Origin of the sequence: uncultured Oscillibacter sp. (assembly GCF_900546705.1) — a bacterium.
Taxonomy (GTDB): Bacteria; Bacillota; Clostridia; order Oscillospirales; family Oscillospiraceae; genus Oscillibacter.
This window is the reverse complement of sequence record NZ_URDP01000032.1, coordinates 1-21,595: the sequence shown is the minus strand read 5'-3', so window position 1 is coordinate 21,595 and position 21,595 is coordinate 1. Positions and strand designations below refer to the sequence as shown.

At 63.7% G+C, this 21,595-nt stretch carries 18 protein-coding genes; 12 read left to right on the top strand and 6 right to left on the bottom strand.

Going from position 1 to position 21,595, the window contains the following annotated elements; translation table 11 throughout:
- On the bottom strand, positions 1–229 hold a 229-nt coding region (locus QZS13_RS07570; protein WP_295587540.1), incomplete at its 3' end, for a hypothetical protein.
- A 46-nt stretch (positions 230–275) separates the two neighbouring features.
- Here QZS13_RS07570 and QZS13_RS07565 point away from each other — a divergent pair.
- From QZS13_RS07565 to QZS13_RS07550, 4 genes are read left to right on the top strand one after another with little or no spacing between them, the layout of a single operon-like run.
- Positions 276–713, top strand: coding sequence for a MarR family winged helix-turn-helix transcriptional regulator (locus QZS13_RS07565; protein ID WP_295587538.1), 438 nt, complete (start codon positions 276–278; stop codon positions 711–713).
- Complete coding sequence (locus QZS13_RS07560; RefSeq protein ID WP_295587536.1) at positions 710–2,473, top strand: ABC transporter ATP-binding protein; 1,764 nt, start codon at positions 710–712, stop codon at positions 2,471–2,473. The genes QZS13_RS07565 and QZS13_RS07560 overlap by 4 nt, the downstream gene beginning before the upstream one ends.
- Positions 2,466–4,379: an ABC transporter ATP-binding protein gene (locus tag QZS13_RS07555; protein ID WP_295587534.1), complete on the top strand. Its 1,914-nt coding sequence runs from the start codon at positions 2,466–2,468 to the stop codon at positions 4,377–4,379. Before QZS13_RS07560 ends, QZS13_RS07555 begins: the two co-directional genes overlap by 8 nt.
- Positions 4,380–4,409: 30 nt before the next feature.
- The gene (locus QZS13_RS07550; RefSeq protein ID WP_295587532.1) at positions 4,410–5,282 is read left to right on the top strand and encodes a YitT family protein; all 873 of its coding nucleotides are present in this window, start codon (positions 4,410–4,412) and stop codon (positions 5,280–5,282) included.
- 40 nt (positions 5,283–5,322) lie between these two features.
- Here the strand turns inward: QZS13_RS07550 and QZS13_RS07545 are convergent, their stop codons facing one another.
- From QZS13_RS07545 to ftsH, 3 genes are all read right to left on the bottom strand, one after another.
- Complete coding sequence (locus QZS13_RS07545) at positions 5,323–6,606, bottom strand: helix-turn-helix transcriptional regulator (protein ID WP_295587530.1); 1,284 nt, start codon at positions 6,604–6,606, stop codon at positions 5,323–5,325.
- Positions 6,607–6,729: 123 nt separating this feature from the next.
- Entirely contained in the window at positions 6,730–7,254 is a 525-nt protein-coding gene (locus QZS13_RS07540) for a GNAT family N-acetyltransferase (RefSeq protein ID WP_295587528.1), read from the bottom strand.
- Positions 7,255–7,319: 65 nt separating this feature from the next.
- Entirely contained in the window at positions 7,320–9,575 is a 2,256-nt protein-coding gene (gene ftsH, locus QZS13_RS07535; protein ID WP_295587526.1) for an ATP-dependent zinc metalloprotease FtsH, read from the bottom strand.
- A 187-nt stretch (positions 9,576–9,762) separates the two neighbouring features.
- On the opposite strand from ftsH, the gene rlmB reads away from it, so the two are divergent.
- The 4 genes from rlmB (at position 9,763) to QZS13_RS07515 (ending at position 16,071) form a co-directional block, all read left to right on the top strand.
- On the top strand, positions 9,763–10,533 hold the full coding sequence (gene rlmB, locus QZS13_RS07530) for a 23S rRNA (guanosine(2251)-2'-O)-methyltransferase RlmB (RefSeq protein WP_295587524.1): 771 nt from the start codon (positions 9,763–9,765) through the stop codon (positions 10,531–10,533).
- Positions 10,534–10,569: 36 nt separating this feature from the next.
- Positions 10,570–12,792 carry a hypothetical protein gene (locus QZS13_RS07525; protein ID WP_295587522.1) on the top strand — a complete coding sequence of 741 codons (2,223 nt, stop codon included), beginning with the start codon at positions 10,570–10,572 and terminating at the stop codon, positions 12,790–12,792.
- Between the two features lie 250 nt (positions 12,793–13,042).
- Positions 13,043–15,118 carry an elongation factor G gene (locus tag QZS13_RS07520; protein WP_295587520.1) on the top strand — a complete coding sequence of 692 codons (2,076 nt, stop codon included), beginning with the start codon at positions 13,043–13,045 and terminating at the stop codon, positions 15,116–15,118.
- Between the two features lie 410 nt (positions 15,119–15,528).
- Positions 15,529–16,071, top strand: coding sequence for an NADH peroxidase (locus tag QZS13_RS07515; RefSeq protein WP_295587518.1), 543 nt, complete (start codon positions 15,529–15,531; stop codon positions 16,069–16,071).
- Between the two features lie 384 nt (positions 16,072–16,455).
- Here the strand turns inward: QZS13_RS07515 and QZS13_RS07510 are convergent, their stop codons facing one another.
- Complete coding sequence (locus QZS13_RS07510; RefSeq protein WP_295587516.1) at positions 16,456–16,758, bottom strand: hypothetical protein; 303 nt, start codon at positions 16,756–16,758, stop codon at positions 16,456–16,458.
- Positions 16,759–17,017: 259 nt separating this feature from the next.
- Here QZS13_RS07510 and QZS13_RS07505 point away from each other — a divergent pair, with 259 nt between their 5' ends.
- The gene (locus tag QZS13_RS07505; protein WP_295587514.1) at positions 17,018–17,674 is read left to right on the top strand and encodes an HAD hydrolase-like protein; all 657 of its coding nucleotides are present in this window, start codon (positions 17,018–17,020) and stop codon (positions 17,672–17,674) included.
- Positions 17,675–17,720: 46 nt separating this feature from the next.
- On the opposite strand, the gene QZS13_RS07500 is transcribed toward QZS13_RS07505, so the two are convergent.
- Positions 17,721–19,025, bottom strand: coding sequence for a S1C family serine protease (locus tag QZS13_RS07500; RefSeq protein ID WP_295587512.1), 1,305 nt, complete (start codon positions 19,023–19,025; stop codon positions 17,721–17,723).
- Between the two features lie 154 nt (positions 19,026–19,179).
- On the opposite strand from QZS13_RS07500, the gene deoC reads away from it, so the two are divergent.
- The 3 genes from deoC to QZS13_RS07485 all read left to right on the top strand — a co-directional run.
- Positions 19,180–19,836 (top strand): deoxyribose-phosphate aldolase, encoded by a 657-nt coding sequence (gene deoC, locus QZS13_RS07495; protein WP_295587510.1) that lies wholly within the window; start codon positions 19,180–19,182, stop codon positions 19,834–19,836.
- Positions 19,837–19,841: 5 nt separating this feature from the next.
- Positions 19,842–20,576 carry a purine-nucleoside phosphorylase gene (deoD, locus tag QZS13_RS07490; RefSeq protein WP_295587507.1) on the top strand — a complete coding sequence of 245 codons (735 nt, stop codon included), beginning with the start codon at positions 19,842–19,844 and terminating at the stop codon, positions 20,574–20,576.
- 99 nt (positions 20,577–20,675) lie between these two features.
- Positions 20,676–21,595: phosphopentomutase (locus QZS13_RS07485; protein ID WP_295587505.1), on the top strand; the 920-nt coding region annotated here is incomplete at its 3' end.

Genomic DNA, 21,595 nt, shown 5'->3' with positions numbered 1-21,595 from the left:
CCCGCTTTCCTGTATGATATAGAGAAAGGAGAGGGAAAATGTTGCCTGGTTTACAAGCGTTCCTGCTTGTTGAGTTCATGATACCCAGCACGGGGCGGAAAGTCAACCCGATTCCGCCAAGCTTCACAATTTGTTTACAACCCATGCGTTTTCCCGGAATTTCATTCATAAACTGTTCAAAAATATTGGCAATATAGACATTGATTTTTCCCTGGTTCCATGGTAGCATTTAGCGTGCTAATATTTAGCTGGCTAAATGAAACGGGAGGTATGTCATGCAGCAGATCAATGCGCTGGCGCCCCAGATGGGCTATGCGGTCCACCTGGCCCGCAGCAGGCTGGAGGCGCGGCTGAGCCAATACGACGTGACGCCCACGCAGACCCACGTACTGGTGTATCTGTTTCACCACGGGGGCCAGGCGCCCCAGTGCCAGCTGACCGCCTTTTTGAAGGTGAAGCCCTCCACGGCCAACGGCATCCTGGACCGTCTGGAGGAAAAGGGCATGGTGAAGCGCAGCGTCAGCGGAACCGATGCCCGCCGCCGCTTCATCACCCTCACCGAAAAGGGCAAGGAGCAGCAGGCCCTGTTCCGCAAGAGCTTTCAGGCGGCGGAGGAGCGCATGCTCCGGGGGATCAGTCCCGAGGAGGTGGAGACGTTCCGCTCCCTGCTGGGGCGCATCATTCATAATCTGGAGGAGGACCCGATCACATGAGAAAGACACTCTGGCCGCACCTGCGGCCATACAGCCGATGGATCGCCCTGGGCGTTGCATGCAGCGCCATGGAGGCCATCTTTGAGCTGCTCATCCCCCTGGTGATGAGCGACATTGTGGACGTGGGCATCGCCAACGCCGACCAGGCCTACGTGACCCAAAAGGGCATTTTGATGGTGGTTATGGCCATGGTGTCGCTGTGCTTCGGCCTGGGCGGCGCCGCCTGCTCCGCCATCGCCGGCCAGGGCTTCGGCGCCAACCTGCGCGCCGCCCAGTACGAGCACATCCAGGAGTTCGCCTTCTCCAACATCGAGAAGTTCTCCACGGCCTCCCTGGTGACCCGTCTGACCAACGACGTCAACAACATGCAGATGACGCTGATGATGGGCATGCGCCTTCTGGTGCGGGCCCCGGTGATGCTGGTGGCGGCGCTGTTTTTGTCCATCCGCATCAGCTACCGGCTCAGCAACGTGTTTTTGGTGGCGCTGCCCCTTTTGATCGTGGTGGTGGCGCTGATCCTCACCAAGGCCAGCCCCCTGTTCCGCTCCCTCCAGGAAAAGACCGACGCGCTGAACCTGGTGGTACAGGAGAACCTGACCGGCATCCGGGTGGTGAAGTCCTTCGTCCAGGAGGACTACGAGCGGGAGAAGTTCGCCCGGCGCAACAACGACCTGCGCGCTACGTCCCAGAAGGCCTTCGGCATGGTGGTCATCAACATGCCCGTGATGATGCTCATCATCTACGGCACCATCATTGCCGTCATGTGGTTCGGCGGCCAGATGGTCTACGCCGGCACCCTGGAGGCCGGCAAGCTTTTGACCTACTTCACCTATATCACCCAGATCATGATCTCACTGATGATGGTGTCCATGATCTTCATGATGATGACCCGGTCCGTGGCCTGCGCCAAGCGAATCGTGGAGGTGCTGCGGGAGGTGCCCGCCATCACCAATGACGCCGCGGTCACGGAGCAGGACGAGAACGGCAAGCTGGTCCCCGCCACCGTCCGGGACGGCAGCATCGACTTTGACCACGTGTCCTTCAAGTACGACTCCGCCAGCCCCGAGTGGATTCTCCGGGACGTGAACCTGCACATCCGCTCCGGCCAGACCGTGGGCATCCTGGGCGGCACCGGCAGCGCCAAGACCACGCTGGTGTCCCTGATCCCCCGGCTCTACGAGGCCACGGAGGGCACGGTGCGGGTGGGCGGACGGCCCGTAAAGGACTACACCATGGAGCATCTGCGGGACGCGGTGAGCGTGGTGCTCCAGAAGAACACCCTCTTCTCCGGCACCATCCGGGAAAACCTCCTGTGGGGCAATCCCAATGCCACGGAGGAACAGCTCTGGGACGCCTGCCGCAGCGCCTGCGCCGATGAGTTCCTCGAGCGCATGCCCGACGGGCTGGACACCGACCTGGGCCAGGGCGGCGTCAATGTCTCCGGCGGCCAGAAGCAGCGGCTGTGCATCGCCCGGGCCATTTTGAAGCAGCCCCGGGTACTGATCCTGGACGACTCCACCAGCGCGGTGGACACCGCCACGGACGCCAAGATCCGCCAGGCCTTTGCCACGGAGCTGAAGGACACCACCAAGATCATCATTGCCCAGCGGGTGACCTCCATCTGCCAGGCGGATCTGATCCTGGTCATGGACGGGGGCCGGGTGGTGGCCCAGGGCACCCATGAAGAACTGATGAAGACCAGCGACATCTACCGCGAGGTCTATACGGCACAGCAGGAAGGAGTGAGCATCGGTGGCTGAGAACAAACCGGTTTCCGTGCAGCGTCCCGGCGGAGCGGGACATGGGCCCGGCGGCGGTCCCGGCCGTCATGGCTATCAAAAACCCAAGGACCTCAAAGGCACGCTGGCAAAGCTCATGCGCTACCTGGGCCGCTACAAGGCGGCGCTGTGCCTGGTGGCGGTGCTGCTGGTCGTCAGCTCCGCGTGCACCGTGGGCGGGTCCTACCTCATCAAGCCCCTCATCAACGACTATATCCTGCCCGGCGACTTTCCGGGCCTTGCCAAAATGCTGGCGTTCATGGGCTGCGTGTACGTAGTGGGCGCGGCCTGCTCCTTCGGCTATGCCCGGATCATGGTGCATGTGTCCCAGAACACGGTGGCCAAGATCCGCAGCGACCTGTTCGACCGGATGCAGTCCCTGCCCCTCAAGTACTTCGACACCCACACCCACGGCGAGCTCATGAGCCGCTACACCAACGATATCGAGACGGTGTCCGAGGCCCTGAACAACAGCTTCGGCAGCCTCATCTCCTGTACGCTCAACTTTGTAGGCACCATCGCCATGATGATCGTCCTGAGCCCGCTGCTGACGCTCATCACCTTTGCCATGCTGGCGGTGATGCTGTCGGTGGTGAAGGTGATCGGCGGCCGCTCCCGCCGGTACTTTGCCAGCCAGCAGGCGGCCATCGGCGCCGTCAACGGCTATATCGAGGAGATGATCGAGGGCCAGAAGGTCATCAAGGTCTTCAACCACGAGGAGGCGGCCAAGGCGGGCTTTGCCGGACTCAACGAGGATTACCGCCAGGCGGCTACCCGGGCCCAGGCCTACGCCGGCGCCATGATGCCTGCCATGGGCAACCTGAGCTATATCAACTACGCCATCACCTGCTGCGTGGGCGCCATGCTGGCCATCAGCGGCGGCTCGTTCCGCCTGGGCGACCTGGGTGCGTTTTTGCAGTACACCCGGCAGGTGAGCCAGCCCATCACCCAGATCTCCCAGCAGGTCAACACCATCCTGGCCGCCGTGGCCGGCGCCGAGCGGGTCTTTGAGGTCATGGAGACGGAGCCCGAGGTGGACGAGGGCAAGGTCCGGCTGGTGCGGGTCACCGAGGGGAAGGACGGCGCGCTGCAGGAGGCCGGCTACGACACCGGCGAGTGGGCGTGGAAAAAGCCCGACGGCACCCTGGTGCCTCTGCGGGGCGACGTGCGGTTTGACCATGTGGTGTTCGGCTACGATCCCCGCAAGACCATCCTCCACGATATCTCGCTGTACGCAAAGCCGGGCCAGAAGATCGCCTTCGTGGGCTCCACCGGCGCCGGCAAGACCACCATCACCAGCCTCATCAACCGCTTCTACGAGATCCAGTCCGGCACCATCACCTACGACGGCATCGACGTGCGGGACATTGAAAAGGACTCCCTGCGCCGCTCCCTGGGCGTGGTGCTCCAGGATACGCACCTGTTCACCGGCACCGTGGCCGACAACATCCGCTACGGCCGTCTGGACGCCACGGACGAGGAGGTGGAGGCGGCCGCCCGGCTGGCCGGCGCCGATACCTTCATCCGGCACCTGCCCCACGGGTACGACACCGTCCTCTCCGGCGACGGCGGCAACCTCTCCCAGGGCGAGCGTCAGCTGCTGAACATCGCCCGGGCCGCCTGTGCCAACCCGCCGGTGCTCATTCTCGATGAGGCCACCAGCTCCATCGACACCCGCACGGAGAAGATCATCGAAAAGGGCATGGACCGGCTCATGGCCGGCCGCACCGTGTTCGTCATCGCCCATCGCCTGTCCACCGTCCGCAATGCCAAGGCCATCATGGTGCTGGAGCAGGGCGTCATCATCGAGCGGGGCGACCACGACGACCTGATTGCCCAGAAGGGCCGTTACTATCAACTGTACACCGGCCAGGCGGAGCTCTCCTGAGCCCGCCGGCCCTATGGGAAAGAGGTGGCTATGTCTCAGCTGAAAAAGTTCCGTCTGACCAATCTGGCCGCCCTGACGGCGGCAGGCATCATCAACGCTGTGGGCGTGACGATTTTTCTCGCCCCGGTGAAGCTCTACGACAGCGGCATCTCCGGCACGTCCATGCTTTTGGCCCAGGTGACGCCGGAGTGGCTGACGCTGTCCGTTTTCCTGCTGGTTTTGAACGTGCCGCTGTTTTTGTACGGCCTGAAAAAGCAGGGCCTGCTCTTCACCCTCTACGCCATCTACGCCGTGTGCATCTACTCCCTGGCCGCCTGGCTCATCACCGACGTGCTGCCGGTGGATGTGCGCTTTGCCTCGCCTCTGGCGGGGACGGACCTGCTGCTGTGCGCCCTGTTCGGCGGCGTCATCTCCGGTATCGGCAGCGGCATGGCCATCCGCTTCGGCGGTGCCATGGACGGCATTGAGGTCATGGCGGTGATCTTTGCCAAGCGGCTGGGGGTGAGCGTGGGCACCTTCGTGATGATCTACAACATCCTGCTGTATATCATCTGCGGCATCGTGCTGGAAAACTGGATTCTGCCCCTTTACTCCATCGTCACCTATGCGGCAGCCCTCAAGACCGTGGACTTCATCGTCGACGGTCTGGACCGGGCCAAGTGCGCCATGATTATCACCGTGGAGCCCGACGCCATCTGCCGGGAACTCTCCGAGGCCTTTGAGTGCGGTGTGACCCGCATGGAGGCCCGGGGCGGCTACTCCAACGCCCCCAAGACCATGGTGTACTTCATCGTCAACCGCTTCCAGGTGACGAAGATGAAGGACCTGGTCCACGAGATCGACCCGGGCGCCTACATCGCCATCAGCGAGGTGGCCGATGTGTTTTCCGCCAATAATCAGTAAAAAAAGAGCGTCCCCATAGGGGGACGCTCTTTTTTTGCCCTCAGAAGGTCCAGTTTGCCACGTCGTGGTCGGAGGTATCCGACACGGAAACCCAGCTTAGCTCCCCGCCCGAGAGGACGAAGGGAATGTCGCTGTACACCGCCCGGCGGCCGTACTGGTCCGTCACCACGGCGGCAAAGACCAGCTCATCCGTCTCCTCCGCCATGGTGAGGGTGGTCCCCTCGCCCAGGCGGAAGTACCGGGCCCCCTCGTCCGTCTCGTCCTCCGGGGCGTCGCAGGGCTCCAGCCAGACAAGGAGGGAGCGGTTGAGGAACAATCCCAGCTCTACGCTTCCGATTTCACTTTGCCCAATGTAGTCCCTGGCACCTGTGCCCAGATTGTCCGTCTGCACCCAAAGCGTGATCTCCGGGAGGGTGATCTGCCCGTTTGCGTCCGGCTCCAGCCACAAAAGCCGCTCCCCGCCGTACACCTGGACTGCGGGCAGGGAGGCACTGTACAGGCTGTCAAAGTGCTCCAAAAGCTGGGTGGAGCGGGTGCCGTCGGGATTGATGAGCACGGCGGAGACGGTGATGTCGTCCGTCAGGGGGCAGGGGAGAGAGGCAGAGAAGGCGCCGCTCTCGTCCCGGCTGCCCGCCGCCCGGGCGAGGACCCCGCTGCCGGTGTCGGCGGTGAACTCCACGGCCATGCCCTCCGTGTAGGTCTTGGGCACCGCCCGGACGGAAAAGGTCACCTGGTTTTGGGCAAGGTCGGCGGAGTCTATGGCGGCCCCATAGTCCGCCACCAGACTGTTCTGGGCCTTGAGGATATCCTCCACCTGGGAGGAGATGGAGCCGATCTGGCTGTCCATGCTGGACTCCAGCCGGGAGATGTTGTTTTGCAGGCTGTCATACCGGGTATCCAGCCGGTTTACCTTGCTGCTGACACCGAATACAATGGCCAGGATGATGCCGCAGGCGGCGAAGAGGAGACGAACGTCCCACTTCCCCCAGGGAGACTTCGGCGGCCCCGGCAGGGCGGCGGTGTAGCGCTCCACGATCTCCTCCACCATCTTCAGCTGGGCCTGCGTCAGCTCCTCCGGTGCAGAGGGCGGGGGCGCTGCCTCATCCGTGCCGTCCGCTTCCGGCGGTTCCTCCACCCCCAGCAGCCACCCCACGGACACGCCGAACAGGCGGCTTAAGGCAATGAGCTTGTCGATCTCCGGCACCGCGGCGTCGGACTCCCACTTGTAGATGGACTGGCGGGACACGCCCACCGCCTGACCCAGGGCCTCCTGGCTGAGGGACAGCTCTTTTCGTTTTAGGGCAATGCGCTGGCCGATGGTCATGGGCAGACCTCCTTTCCTGGGGAAAGTATAGCGCCCCAAAGGCGGAAAGCGCCACCAACCGCGGGGTGGAATGGTGTCAACCCACGGTTAGCAGCGCCCGGAACGCCTTGGAGCGCAAGGATTTTACACCAGCGCCTTTTCGTAGCAGTTCAATATTTCGTGGATGTAGCCCTGGAAGAAAAATTCCGTGGCCCCGGCAAAGTGATACCCCAGGGTGGGGTAGAGGTGGTTGGCGGGGACGTTTCCCTCCCAGGTGTCCAGCCGGATGACGGTCTTGCCCTGGGAGCGGGCGGTGGCCTCGCAGAAGGCGATCATCTCCCGGGCGCGGCCCTGTCCGGCTGCGTCGGGGTGGATGCACAGGGTGTGGATGACGCCCACCTGCTCCCGCTTTGCCGGGATGGACCAGGGAATGGCATCGTACTCCGGCAGCTGCTCGCCGTTGAGGTTCACCACGCCCCACAGGCATCCGTCCTCCTCGCCCACGTAGAGGGTGCCGGCGGCCAGGACGGTACGGGCGGTGTCCAATGTGGGGTAGGCCCCCTTGCGCCAGTTGGTGTACACCACGCCGGTGGCGGCCTCTTTGTCCAAAACGGCGTCGTAGATGGCGCCCACCTGGGCAAGATCTTGTTGGGTTGCGGGACGAATCATAAGCGTGCTCCTTTCTTCTTGCAAAAAACGGCACGCCGTCAGGCGTGCCGTTTTGCGGTTTTCCGTTACGGCTGGGGCGGAGTCTGACCGCCGTCAGGCTCCTGGGACTTGGCGGATTCCTCCGGCCTGGGGGACTCCTCCGCTTTGGCCGGCTCTTCCTTCCCGGCGGACTGCTCCTCCGGGACGGCGGGACCCTCCCCGGCGTTCTCCGATGTCGGGGCGGATTCCTCCGGCGCCTCGATCTTCTTGGAGATCATGTGCACCTTCTTGGCGGCGGGCTCGATGACCTCGGGGGCGGAGGGACGGAAGCCCTGCTGGGAGGACCGGGTGGAGGCATAGGCGTCCTCCACGGTGGCCGGGTCCCGGCCCTCGATGATGGCCACCATCTCCGCGCCGGTGATGGTCTCCTTTTCCATCAGGTAGGCCACCACCTTGTCCATGTCGGCCCGGTTCTCCCGGATGACCTCCACGGCGGACTTGTAGCACTGGTCCAGGATCTCCTTGACGGCCTGGTCCATCCGGGCGGCGGTGTCCTGGGCGCAGTCCATGCCGTAGCCGCCGTCCAGGTACTGGTTGCGGCGGGAGGCCAGGGCCATCATGCCGAACTCGTCGCTCATGCCGAACATGGCCACCATGTTGCGGGCCACGTTGGTGGCGTCCTGAATGTCCTGGGAGGCGCCGTTGGTCATGGTGTTCATGACCACCTCCTCGGCGGCACGGCCGCCCATGGACACGGTGATCTTGGCCATGAGCTCGTCCCGGGTGCGCAGCTCCGTCTTGTCCTCTTCGGGCATGAGCAGCGTGTAGCCCAGAGAGCCCTGGGTGTGGGGGACGATGGTGATCTTCTGCACCGGCTCGGTGTTTTTCTGCTTGTAGGCCACCATGGCATGGCCCACCTCGTGGTAGGCCACCAGCTTCTTTTCAAACTCCGTCAGGACGCTGCCCTTTTTCTCCGTGCCGGCGATGACCAGCTCGAAGGCGGCCAGCAGGTCCTCCTGGGTCACCAGCTTGCGGCCCTTGCGCACGGCCCGCAGGGCCGCCTCGTTGACCAGGTTGGCAAGGTCGGCGCCCACGCAGCCGGCGGTGGCCAGGGCAACCTTCTTGAGGTTCACGTCCTCGGCCAGACGGATGTTGCGGGTGTGGACCTGGAGCGTGGCAAGACGCCCCGCCAGATTGGGCCGGTCGATGATGATGCGCCGGTCGAAGCGGCCGGGCCGCAGCAGCGCCTGGTCCAGCACCTCGGGACGGTTGGTGGCCGCCAGCAGGATGATGCCCTTGGTGGGGTCGAAGCCGTCCATCTCCGCCAGCAGCTGGTTGAGGGTCTGTTCCCGCTCGTCGTTGCCGCCCATGCGGTTGTCCCGGGACTTGCCGATGGTGTCGATCTCGTCGATGAAGACGATGCAGGGGGCCACCTTGCTGGCCTCCTTGAAAAGGTCACGGACGCGGCTTGCGCCCACGCCCACGAACATCTCCACAAAGTCGGAGCCGGAGATGGAGAAGAAGGGGACGTTTGCCTCGCCGGCCACGGCCTTGGCAAGTAAGGTCTTGCCGGTACCCGGAGGGCCTACCAGCAGCGCGCCCTTGGGGAGCTTCGCGCCGATCTCCGTGTACTTCTGGGGGTTATGGAGAAAATCAATGATCTCCGTGAGGGACTCCTTGGCCTCGTCCTGGCCGGCCACATCCCGGAAGGTGACGCCGGTGGACTTTTCCATGTAGACCTTGGCGTTGGCCTTGCCCACGCCGCCAAGGCCCCCCATGCCGCCCATGCCGCCCTTTTTGGCCATCCAGCGCATGACCAGGGAGAACATGAGCATCAAGACCACGAAGGGCAGCACCAGCTCGATGAAGGCACTGACCAGCGGGTTGAGCTGGGCCTGGTAGGGCTTGTCAAACTGGACGCCGTACTGGTCGAGCAGCTTGACCACTTCGTCGTTGGACTGGATCTGCACGGTAAAAAAGCTCAGGTTTGTAACCTGCTGCTGTCCCACGGGGTCAGTAAAGGTGTAGCCGTCTTTCGTGCGGGTGTACTGGATGCCCTGGTCGTCGGTGTACACGTAGCCCTCTTTGGGGGTGATGAGCAGGATGTTCTCACTGTTGCTGAACTCCACGTACTCCACGTCTCCGGCGGCGACCATGTCCGTAAACTGGCTGTACTCCAGCGTCACGGAGGAGGCCTGGTGCCCGGCGCTGCCCAGGTACGCGGTGGCGGAATTGATGACGATGGTCAAAAGCAGCGCCCAGCACACCAGGGATAAAATCCCCCGCCAGTTGCCGCTTCCCTTCCCGCCGCTGTGGTTGTTTTTGTTGTCGTTTGGATTCATGTATGCGAACTCCTTTCAGGGTTGGCAGGCCTTCAAAATTATAACGCAGTATACCACAGAACTTGGAAACTCACAAGAACAAGGGAGGGCTTTTTGATGAAGTTTCTGTAAATTAAGCTTTATTGTGCCCGGCTTCTATGGTATACTACAACACGAATGTCGAAATTTTTTCGTTGAGGGAGACTGTATGGACGAACAGAGAAAAGACAGCCTGACCGCCGAGGCGGACGGCATCATCGAAGGCCGCAACGCCGTCATCGAGGCGCTGCGGGCCGGCAGTACCATCGACAAGATCTATCTCCAGAAGGGCGAGACGGACAAGACCCTGGGCCACATCGCCTCCAAGGCCCGGGCCGCCGGCGTGGTGGTGGTGGAGGCGGACAAGCGCAAGCTGGACGCCATGAGCCGCACCCACGCCCATCAGGGCGTCATTGCCCTGGCTGCCGTGCGGGAGTACGTGAGCGTGGAAAGTATGCTCTCCGCCGCCGCGGAAAAGGGGGAGAACCCGCTGCTGGTGGTGTGCGACGAGATCTCCGACCCCCACAACCTGGGCGCCATCATCCGCACCGCCTGCTGCGCCGGCGCCCACGGGGTCATCATCCCCAAGCGCCGCAGCGCGGGCCTTACCGCCGTGGTGGCCAAGACGTCCGCCGGCGCCGTGGCCCATATGCCCGTGGCCCGGGTGCCCAACATTCCGGCGCTGCTCAAAGACCTGAAAAAGCAGGGCGTGTGGGTGTTCGGCACGGCGGCCGGCGGCACCACCAGCCTCTATGAGGCGGACCTCAAGGGCCCCGCGGCCATCGTCATCGGCAGTGAGGGCGACGGCATGACCCGCCTGGCCGCTGAGAACTGCGACTTTTTGGTGAGCATCCCCATGAGCGGGAAGCTGGACTCGCTCAACGCCTCGGCCGCCGCTGCCATTTTGCTCTATGAGGCGGTGCGCCAGCGCCTGGCGTAAAAATCCATTTCTACAAAAGTTTGAAGAGGAATACCCATGAGCCCACAGGATGAGAAAACCCCATATGATCCGCTGACGGACGGAACCGACGTGCCCCCGGACGGCGAGTTCTCCCTGGAGGAGATTCTGGCCGAGTACGGCACCAGCCGGGAGCAGAAGATCCTGCGGGACGTGGAGGAAACCGTCTCCCGGGAGACGGCGGAGCCGGAACAGGCACCTCAGGCACCGCCTGCGGAGGAGTCCGGCCCGGCGCCGGAGGAAGCACCGGAAAAAGCGCCGGCGGAGCCGGAAAGCACGGAGAAACCGGAGGAGGAGCCCCAGCCCCGCCGGGCCCGCCGCGGCCACGGGGAACGGCACCTGCCCTTCCGCCGCGCCGCCTCCGCCCCCCAGGAGCCCCAGACGCATGAAGCGCCGGAGCCGGAGAAAGAGGAGGTGCCTCTGGAGGAGGCCCTGCCCCGCTCGCCCCATCCCATTTCCCTGGAGGAAGTGGTGGGCAGTACCGTGGACGCAGTGATGGAGGAGGAGCGGCGGGAGCCGCTGCTGCGGCCCAGGCTGGGCCTTTTCTCCCGGCGGAAGCTGGAGGAAACGGAACGGCTGGCGCCGCCGCCGGAGCCGGAGGAAGAGGAGGAGCCCCCGGAACCGGAGCCGGAGCTGCCGGACGCGGCGGAGGAGTGCCGCCGGGCCTGGCGGGTCCGCCGGAGCACGGTGCCGGCGGCCTTCGCCATGGCGCTGGTGCCGGTTTTGACCCTGGCCGCCGAGGCCTACGGCGTGGTGATCCCCTGGTGGTCCGACGGCGTGGCCAACCGGGCCGCCGCGCTGCTGGGATGCCTGATCCTCTCGGCGCTGCTGTGCCGCTCCGTCTTTTCCCGGGCCGTGCATCTGCTGCGCCGCCGCCGCTGCACGGCAGAGGTACTCATTGCCCTGTCGGCCCTGGTGTCGGCGGGGGACTGCATTGCGGCGGTGGTGTCGCCGGAGCGCACTGCCGTGACGCCGTACGCCGCCGTCACCTGCACGGCGCTGGCCTTTGCCCAGTGGGGACTCAGCCGCCGCAGCCAGGGGGAGTACGAGACGCTGCGCACGGCGGCATTGGACGACGAGCCGCCCTATCTCGTCACGGAGACGGACAAGGGCGCCTGCAAGCAGACCGGCGCCGTGGAGGGGTTTTACAATACGTTCAAGTGCGACGATATGCCCACCCTGTGGCAGACGGCGCTGCTGCCCATTGTGGCGGTGGGCTCGCTGGTGTTCGCGGGACTGAGCTCCCTGGGCCAGGGCCGGGGCGCCGACTTCCTTTTGAACTGGTCGGCCATCTTGGCCGCCGGGGCCACCTTCGCCCTGCCCCTGAGCTGGAGCCTGCCCTTTTCCCGCCTGGGCCGCCATCTGCAGAAGGCCGGCTGCGCCGTGGCCGGATGGCAGGGTGCCGAGAAGATCAGCGCCCGCCGGGGCCTCATCGTCACGGACACGGACCTGTTCCCGCCGGGCACCATGCAGCTCAACGGCGTTAAGACCTACGGCGAGGAGCTGCCCAAGGTGTACGGCTACGCCGCCGCCATGGCCCGCTGCGCCGGCTGCGGTCTGGAGCGGCTGTTTGGCGACCTTGCCCGCAGCGAGGGCGGCCGCCGGGAGGAGGCCTGCGACTTCAGCTTTTACGAGGAGGGCGGCTACTCCGCCACCATCCGGGGCGAGTCCGTGCTTATGGGCACCGCCTCCTTCATGCGCAAGATGGAGGTGCGCCTGCCGGGGAACATCAACCTGAAAACCGGCGTGTTTCTGGCGGTGGACCGGCAGCTGGCGGCGGTGTTCGCCGTCAAGTACAACGCCTCGGAGAACGTGGACTTCGCCCTGCGGATGATCCGCCGCAGCCATATGGTGCCCATTCTGGCCGCCCGGGACCCCAACATCACCCCGGCGCTGCTGCACCGGAAGTTCTACAAGAAGGTGAAGGTGGAGTACCCGGACCTGAGCAGCCGGGTGGCCCTCAGCGAGGCCGAGCAGGACCGGGGCGTGCCCCGGGCGCTGCTGTTCCGGGAGGGCCTGCTGCCCTACGCCGAGGCCGTGGTGGGCAGCCGCCGCATGTGCACCGCCGCCCGCCGGGGCACGGGGCTTTCCCTGCTGGGCAGCGCCGTGGGCACGCTGCTGGCCTTTTACATGACGTCCCTGGGGGAGTACCGGCTGCTCACGCCGCTGTCCCTGGTGGCGTTTTTGCTGCTGTGGGTGCTGCCGGTGCTGGTCATGTCCGACCGGGTGGGACGCTATTGAGACGCACCGGTTTCGCGCCGCGGAGTCAACGCTCCGCGGCGCTTTCTTTTTTTCCTGCGGCGACAAATTTTTGCGTTCTTTTTCTCCTTCCTGCCCAAAATGGGTAACCTGCCAAAATTTTAGTTGTATTGCCCGGCCGGACGTTGTATAATTTCTACATTAGGCGATCTGGCATACGTCATCGGAGCCCGGTCATGGCCCGGTCCGGCCGGGCCCCTGCCACAGCACTATCATAAGGAGTGGAAAGATCATGAGCTATTCTGTACAAAACATCCGCAACGTCTGTCTGCTGGGTCACAGCGGAAACGGCAAGACCGCCCTGGCGGAGAGCCTGCTGTATATTACCGGCGCCATCGATCGCATGGGCCGTGTCTCTGACGGAAATACCGTTTGCGATTACGACGCCGAGGAGATCAAGCGTCAGATTTCCCTTTCCACCGCCGTGGCGCCGCTGGAATACAAGGGCTGCCGCATCAATGTGCTGGATACCCCGGGCGCATTCGACTTTGCCGGCGAGGTGATGGAGGCCCTGCGGGCCGCCGACGCCGCCATCATCGTCTGCTCCGCCAAGGACGGCGTGTCCGTGGGCCTGGAGAAGGCGTGGAAATACTGCGAAGAGCGCAACATGCCCCGCTTCGTCTACATCTCCAAGACCGATGAGGACAACAGTGACTACAACGCCACCTTCGAGGCCCTCCGGGAGCGCTTCGGCAAGAAGATCGCCCCCCTGGTGGTGCCCATCTGGGACGAGGACAAGCATGTCACCGGCCTGATCGACGTGCTCAACAAGCGGGCCTATGAGATGCAGGACCTCAAGCGGGTGGAGATCGACGTGCCCGAGGACAAGGCCGACGTCATCACCGAGTTCAACGACGCCCTCAAGGAGTCCGTGGCCGAGACCAGCGAGGAGTTCATGGACAAGTTCTTCGGCGGCGAGGACTTCACCTACGCTGAGATGATCCAGGGCCTGCGCCAGGGTGTCCGGGAGCTGAGCCTGTTCCCCGTGCTGTGCGGCTCCGCCGTCAACTGCATGGGCTCCCTCATGCTCATGGACAACATCGTGGATCTGCTGCCCAACCCCATGGAGGGCAACTATCACAAGGCCACCCGTGCCGACGGCGAGACCGAGGAGTTCGTGGTCTCTCCCGGCGGCGTGCCCACCGCGTTCGTGTTCAAGACCGTGTCCGACCAGTACGGCAAGTACTCCTTCGTGAAGGTGCTCTCCGGCTCCATCACGCCGGATATGGCTATGGTCAATGCCCGCACCGGCGCCAGCGAGAAGCTGGGCCGCCTGTATGTCATGCGGGGCAAGAAGGCCACCGAGGTCAAGGAGCTCTCCTGCGGCGACATCGGCGCCATCGCCAAGATGGACAAGGTCAAGACCGGCGATACGTTGTGCGATGCCCGTAAGGTGGTGGCCCTCAAGAACATTCCCTTCGCCGAGCCCTGCTACTCCGTGGCCATCGTGCCCAAGACCCGGGGCCAGGAGGACAAGATTGCCCAGGGCCTTGCCCGTCTGAACGAGGAAGATCCCACCTTCACCGTCACCAACAACCCCGAGACCCACCAGATGGTGCTCTCCGGCGCCGGCGACATGCAGGTGGACGTGCTCATCAGCAAGCTCAAGAGCCGCTTCAACGTGGACGCCGAGCTGGCTCCCGTCCGCGTGCCCTACCGTGAGAAGATCCGCAAGGTGGTCCAGAAGCAGGGCCGCCACAAGAAGCAGACCGGCGGCTCCGGCCAGTTCGGCGACGTGTGGATCCGCTTCGAGCCCAATCCCGACTCCGAGGAGATGGTCTTTGCCGAGGAAGTCTTCGGTGGCTCCGTGCCCAAGAACTTCTTCCCGGCAGTGGAGAAGGGCCTGCGGGAGGCCTGCGCCCACGGCCCGCTGGCGGGCTATCCCGTGGTGAACCTGAAGGCCGTGCTCTATGACGGCTCCTATCACCCCGTGGACTCCTCTGAAATCGCATTCAAGACCGCCGCGCAGCTGGCCTACAAGGCCGCCCTGCCCGAGGCCAATCCCGTGCTGCTGGAGCCTGTGGGCGAGCTGAAGGTCACCGTGCCCGACAGCTACATGGGCGACGTCATCGGCGATCTCAACAAGCGCCGTGGCCGTGTCATGGGGATGGACCCCACCGGCGACGGCGGCCAGGTGATTACCGCCGAGGTGCCCATGGCCGAGATGGGCAGCTATGCCATCGACCTGCGGTCCATGACCCAGAGCCGCGGCAGCTTCACCTTCCACTTCGTCCGCTACGAGGACTGCCCGCCCGCAGCCCAGGAAAAGGCCATCGCGGAGGCAAAGGCCCTGGCGGAGAAGGAGTAATCCGGTTCTGCACGGGCAGTCCGACCAGGGCTCCCGGCGCGGACGCAGTCCGCGGTGGGAAAAAGCCGGGACAAAGGAGCGTCGTGGAGCTTTCCGGAGAGGGAAGCGGAACGGAGCGGATTTCGGCCCGGCGCAGTGCCCGCCCGCAGCCCAGGAAAAGGCCATCGCGGAGGCAAAGACTCTGGCGGAGAAGGAGTAACCGGCCCGCTTTTGCACAATAAAAATAGAGAGGCGCAAGCCTCTCTATTTTTACGGATGTGCCAAAAGCATGGAATGATGAAGTTTTTGAAAAGTTTTTTGAATGTTGCAAAAGCAACTTCAAAACATTAGAATATACTGTTATACTCAGACCATCCCAAGTGAAACAAATCAGGATCAGACGATTTTTAAACTATAAGGAGGATCTTACTATGAAGAAGTGGGTTTGCCAGGTTTGCGGCTATGTGTTCGAGGGCGAGAATCCCCCCGAGAAGTGCCCCCAGTGCGGTGTTCCCGCCTCCAAGTTCGTTGAGCAGAAGGGCGAGATGAGCTGGGCTGCCGAGCACGTGGTGGGTGTTGCCCAGGGCGCTCCCGAGGAGATTCTGGAGGGTCTGCGCGCCAACTTCGCCGGCGAGTGCTCCGAGGTCGGCATGTACCTGGCTATGGCTCGCGTTGCCCATCGTGAGGGCTATCCCGAGATCGGCCTGTACTGGGAGAAGGCCGCCTATGAAGAGGCTGAGCACGCTGCCAAGTTCGCCGAGCTGCTGGGCGAGGTCGTGACCGACTCCACCAAGAAGAACCTGGAGATGCGGGTTGAGGCCGAGAACGGCGCCACCGCCGGCAAGTTCGAGCTGGCCAAGCAGGCCAAGGCCCTGAACCTGGACGCCATCCACGACACCGTTCACGAGATGGCTCGCGACGAGGCCCGTCACGGCAAGGCTTTCGCCGGTCTGCTGAAGCGTTACTTCGGCTAATCCGGAGCCAATCAGGTGATAAAATCCCCGGTCCGAAAGGACCGGGGATTTTTTTGCCGGGACGGGCCTCGTCTCCAAGGGTTTTGCCGGAGGCAAAACCTTGAAATGGGCGGGCTTTGCCCGGCCATTTGAGTTCAATGCGGGGTCCCCATGGGACTGGTCCCATGGGGTGCGACCGTCACGGCAAGGCTTTCGCCGGCCTGCTGAAGCGTTACTTCGGCTAATCCGGAGCCAATTAGGTGATAAAATCCCCGGTCCGAAAGGACCGGGGATTTTTTTGCCGGGGGGGCCTCGTCTCCAAGGGTTTTGCCGGAGGCAAAACCTTGAAATGGGCGGGCTCCCTGCAACGCACGCCCAGCGGTCACCCATCGGATGCGGCGCGTTTCAGCGTGCGGCTCGCCTGCGGGCCTCATAGGCGGATTTTTCTGCGTCCAGGATACGGCCCAGCGCCTCCGGATCGGTACGGGAGAGGCCGCACTCCCGTGCCAGACGGACGGCCAGCCGGCATTTTTCCTCCTGAGCCAAATCGCCGCTGACTGCGATGGCGTGCTTCCGGCAGGCCCGGTAGAAAAACTGCCGCCGGGCAGCCCGGTCCAGCCGTCTCCGCCGGAGACGGCCCCACAGAAAGATGCCCGCAGTCAGCGCCGCCGCAAGCAGCAAAACCAGCAAACAAGATACATCCCGCATAGACACGCCTCCCATCCAAGGCCGAATATGCTGCGCCCAAACGCGGAAGCCCGGACGCCGAGTCCTGCGCCAAAGGGGTTCACAGGATTGAATTTACCACATTTTCCCTGCCGATGCGATAGCCCGGCTGCATAGTCTCTGGGGGAAAGGGGGCGCCCGCGGCGGCGCATTTCCGCTCTGCCGGGGCAAAACGGGACAAGGCCCTTGCACCGCCGGAAAAATGATGATAAAATCTCCCCAGCAAAAAAGGAGAGATGGTATGTACCACTATATTTTGTTCGATCTGGACGGCACGCTGACCGATTCCAAGGAGGGCATCCTCAACTGTCTGCGGTATGCCTTCGGGAAAATGGGCCAGCCGGTCCCGCCGGAGGAGACGCTGCTCAAGTTCATCGGACCGCCCCTGCAGGACTCCTACATGCGCTTTTGCGGCTTCACGGCGGAGCAGGCCATGGAGGGAATCCGGCTGTTCCGGGAGCGCTACGCCCCCATCGGCAAATTTGAAAACGCTGCGGCACCGGGCATGGCAGAGCTGTGCCGCCGGCTGAAGGAGCGGGGCTATGTGCTGGCGGTGGCGTCCTCCAAGCCGGAGGAGATGTGCGTGCCCATTTGTGAGAAGTTCGGCTTTGCCCCGTCCATGGAGACTATCACCGGCAGCCCGCCGGTGGGGGACTGGGAAAAGGCAGACGTGATCCGGGAGACGCTGCGCCGCCTGGGTCTGACGGAGGCCGACAAGCCCCGGGTGCTCATGGTGGGCGACCGGAAGTTCGACGTGCTGGGCGCCCGGGAAAATGGGCTGGACTGCGTGGGCGTGGAGTTTTTCGGCTACGCGGCCCCCGGCGAGCTGGCCCAGGCGGGCGCCGTGGCGGTGGTGACCACGGCAGAGGAGCTGGAGCAGTACATTCTGACTCACTGAAAAAAGGAGCCTTCCCCCTGGGGAAGGCTCCTTTTTTTATGTACATTCACGGCGTCTCCGCGGGCTCCACGTACATGGCGGCCCGGACCTGACGGAGCGTCTGGCCCTCGCCGGTCAGGTCCGCCGCAAGGACGGAGTCAATGGGCACGGACAGATACATGCCGTTGCCGTCCCGGTAGGCGCCGGTGGTGATGCCGATCACCTGGCCGTACTCGTTGAACAGCGCCCCGCCGCTGCTGCCCTCGGAGGAGTCGGCGGTGTTGAGGATGCACGGCAGCGTGTAGCCGCTCACGCCCCGGGTCGGGTCGCTGACCACGCCGCTGCTGACGGACCAGCCCTGGGCCAGGGGGCAGCCGATGGCGTACACCGTGTCGCCGGCGCGGACGTCGGCGCTGCCGGAGGGGGCCAGGGTCAGGGCGGAGAAGACGGCGCGGACATGGCTTTCCGAGAGCGTGGCGATCTTCAGCACGGCCACATCCATACCTTTGTCGTAGTAGAGCACCCGCTCCACGGGGAACCGCTGGCCGTCCCGGGTGACGGCCACCGCCTCCATGGCGCCGTGGATGACGTGGTAATTGGTGACCGCCACGCCGTCGGCGGAGATAAAGAACCCGCTGGCGTCAAAGTCCGGATCACTGTTGTCCACGCTCTCCTGGCTGTTGTAGGTCACCAGCTTGAATATGGACGAGAGGCTCCGGTCGGCCAGCTGCCGGGCCGAGAGGGTGGTGTCCAGCAGACCCAGGGCATTGGCGGCGGAGCGGGTGGTCAGCCCCAGCCGGATGAGCCGCTCCACCACCGTCTCGCTGCCGTCCCTGTAGGAAAAGGTCAGGGCGTCACGGATGGACAAGAACAGCTCCCCCCGGCTCATGGGGCCGTCATAGGCCCGGGTGGCAAGACCCACCCGCCAGGCAAAAGACGCAGCGTCGGCCAGGGTGAAGTCCGTGTCCTCCTCGTAGCCCAGCATCCGCAGCAAGGAGGCGTACCAGTCTCCCGCGTCAATGTTGCCGTCTGCGTTGAACGACGTCTGGCTCACGCCCTTGACCCAGCCCTGGTGGGCGGCGTAGTCCACGGCGTCGGCGGCCCAGCCGGGCACGTCCCGGAAGCCGGCAAACCAGGGGTCGGCAGCGGCGTCGGCCTGGGCGCCTGCCAGGCGTACCAGCAGCACGGCCGCCTGGGCCCGGGTGGCGGGATCGTCCAGGGCGTAGCCGCCGTCGGCCGTCCCCTGCACCAGATCCAACGTGGCCAGAGTGTCCGCCGCGCGAAGGGACTCGCCCTCCAGGGCACCGGCCGCAGGTACGCAGCCCAGTACCAGGGTGAAGATACAGAATAAGGAAATCAGGGTGCGCTTCATGGTGGTTCCTCCGTTGTAAAAAGTATCCCCATTGTAGCACCTGGGGCGGGTGCTGGCAAGGGCGCGGGCGCTGGACAGCCCCCGGGAAAACTGGTATACTGTTTTCAGACATTACCCGCATGGTGCGGTATCAAACAATAAAGGAGAAATTGCAATGGATGTGAAAGAGATCCTCAGCAAGTGCGACCATACGCTCCTTGGTCAGACAGCCACCTGGGAGGAGATCCGCGCAGTCTGCGACGACGGGATGAAGTACGGCTGTGCCAGCGTGTGCATTCCTGCAAGTTATGTGGCCCAGGCGGCGGAGTACGTGGCGGGCAAGCTCCCCATCTGCACGGTCATCGGCTTCCCCAACGGCTACGACACCACCGCAGCCAAGTGCTTCATGGCCGCCGACGCCGTGAAAAACGGCGCCAGCGAGGTGGACATGGTCATCAACCTGGGCTGGGTCAAGGACCAAAAGTGGGATGACCTGCTCGCCGAGATCCGGGAAGTGAAGGAGGCCTGCGGCGGAAAGCTTTTGAAGGTCATCATCGAGTGCTGCTTCCTCACCGACGAGGAGAAGATCAAGATGTGTGAGATCGTCACCGCCTCCGGCGCCGACTATATCAAGACCTCCACCGGTTTCGGCACCGGCGGCGCCACCCGGGCGGACGTGGCCCTCTTTGCAAAGCACGTGGGCCCCAACGTGAAGATCAAGGCCGCCGGCGGCATCGCCGATTTGAAGGACGCCGAGGACTTCATCGCCCTGGGCGCCTCCCGGCTTGGCACCAGCCGCATCGTCAAGGCCGTCAAGGCCATGGAGGGTTAAACGATATGGGAACACCGCACAATGAAGCCGCCTCCGGCGCGTTCGCAAAAACCGTCCTCATGCCCGGCGATCCCCTGCGGGCCAAGTTCATCGCCGAGACGTTTCTGGAGCACCCCGTGCTGGTGAACAACGTCCGGGGCATCCAGGGCTACACCGGCACCTATCAGGGCACGCCGGTGTCCGTCATGGCCTCCGGCATGGGCATGCCCTCCATCGGCATCTACTCCCATGAGCTTTATAATGTGTTCGGTGTGGAGAACATCCTGCGGGTGGGCTCCGCCGGTGCGCTGCAGGAGCATGTCCGGCTTTACGATCTGGTCCTGGGACAGGGCGCCTGCACCGATTCCAACTGGGCGGCCCAGTTTCACCTGTCGGGCACCTTCGCGCCCATCGGCTCATTTGACCTGCTCACCAAAGCGGTAGAAGCGGCCCGGGAGCTGGGATGCCGGTATCATGTGGGCAACGTCTTGTCTTCCGACGCCTTCTACGGAGACCACGAAGGAGTTCCCAACGGATTGGATGCCAACTACGGCTGGAAGAAAATGGGAATCCTGGCCGTGGAGATGGAGGCGGCCGCCCTGTATATGAACGCGGCCCGGTACGGCAAGGGGGCCCTTTGTATCTGCACGGTCTCCGATCACATCCTCACAGGGGAGGAAACCACGGCCCAGGAGCGCCAGAACGCGTTTACGGACATGATGAAGGTAGCCCTGGAAGTCGCCGTGAAGTCGGAGCGCTGAGCAACCGGGGGATTTGCATCCCGGAACGGAGACATCGGAGGTGAAAGCTGTATGAAGCGGATTTTCTTAATTGTATTGGATTCTTGCGGCGCAGGGGCGATGCCCGATTCCGAAGCGTTTGGGGATGTGGGGGTCCACACCTTACGTTCCTGCGCGGCTTCGAAGGAGCTGCACATCCCCAATCTGGTTCAGGCGGGATTGGGAAATATAGAGGGGCTGTCCTTCTTGGGGAGCGTGGAGCGCCCTGTCGGCGCAGTGGCCCGGTTGGCGGAGGCTTCCATGGGGAAGGACACCACCATCGGCCATTGGGAAATTGCGGGCCTGGTGTCGCCGGAACCCCTGCCGACCTATCCCGAAGGCTTTCCTCGGGAGGTGCTGGATGCGTTTGAGGCCGCGACGGGTCGGGGAATTCTGTGCAACCGGCCCTACTCCGGGACCGAGGTCATCCGGGATTACGGCCAGCGGCAGCGGGAAACCGGCAAATGGATCGTGTATACCTCTGCAGACTCCGTATTTCAAATTGCAGCCCATGAGCAATGGATTCCCCTGGAGGAGCTGTATGCCGCCTGCCGGAAGGCCCGGGCCATCCTGCAAGGGAAGCACGGCGTCGGCCGGGTGATCGCCCGGCCCTTTGTGGGAGACGCCCAGACCGGATTTACCCGAACGGCCAACCGCCATGACTTTTCTCTGGAGCCGCCGGGGAAGACGCTCCTGGATGCGGTGAAAGCGGCTGGTCTGGATTCCATCGCCGTGGGTAAAATCTACGATATTTTTGCCCATCGGGGGGTGACGGAGCAGGTCTACACCCAAGGCAATACCGATGGCCTGGCCCAAACGCTGACCTATGCCGACCGGGATTTTCACGGCCTGTGCTTTGTCAATCTGGTGGATTTCGACATGCTCTACGGTCACCGGAGAGATGTGGACGGCTATGCTAGAGCGCTGACGGAGTTTGATGCCTGGCTGCCGGGCTTTGTGAAGAAGCTGGGACCGGAGGATTTGCTTCTGATCACGGCCGA